Below are 487 nucleotides of genomic sequence, written 5' to 3' on the forward strand. Positions count from 1 at the left end.
GGTCGGTGCGGGCGAAGAGATGCGGTGGGTGTTCCGCACGTTCTGGTCCCGCACCGCCCACGACAACGAGTGGTGGACCACCTACCTCACCACCGAGAAGGCCACCCACGCCGTGAGCCCCGCGCCGGATGTTCCGGCCCCCGACACGGCTCCGCCGCCGCCGTGGGTCCCGGACGAGGAACCGCCGCCCGCGCCGGAGGATGCCGGTGCGGAAGAGGCCCCCAGGGACACCGCCGTACCGCGTCAACGCACTCAGGAGCAGGAGCAGGAGCAGGAGCAGGAGCAGGCGCAGGCGCCGGACGCAGAGCCAGCCGCCCCGGACACGGCTCCCGCTCAGGGCCAGGCTCCAGCGACCCCTCACTCCTCCGAAGCCGCCCCTTCCCCCGCGTACCTCGCTCTGGCCCGCCTCGGCCACGAGGACCGGCGCCTGCCCCTCTCCGCCGGCGACTGCGCAGCACTGGAGCCCCTGGCGGCGGAATGGCTCGCC

1 pseudogene is annotated in these 487 nt (G+C 74.5%); it reads left to right on the plus strand.

Annotated features, from left to right (window positions below):
- Window positions 1–487: pseudogene (locus tag IF17_RS0135755) on the plus strand (MarR family transcriptional regulator); the annotation flags it as partial.

The organism is Streptomyces cyaneofuscatus (assembly GCF_000718135.1).
In the GTDB taxonomy this organism is placed as follows: domain Bacteria; phylum Actinomycetota; class Actinomycetes; order Streptomycetales; family Streptomycetaceae; genus Streptomyces; species Streptomyces cyaneofuscatus.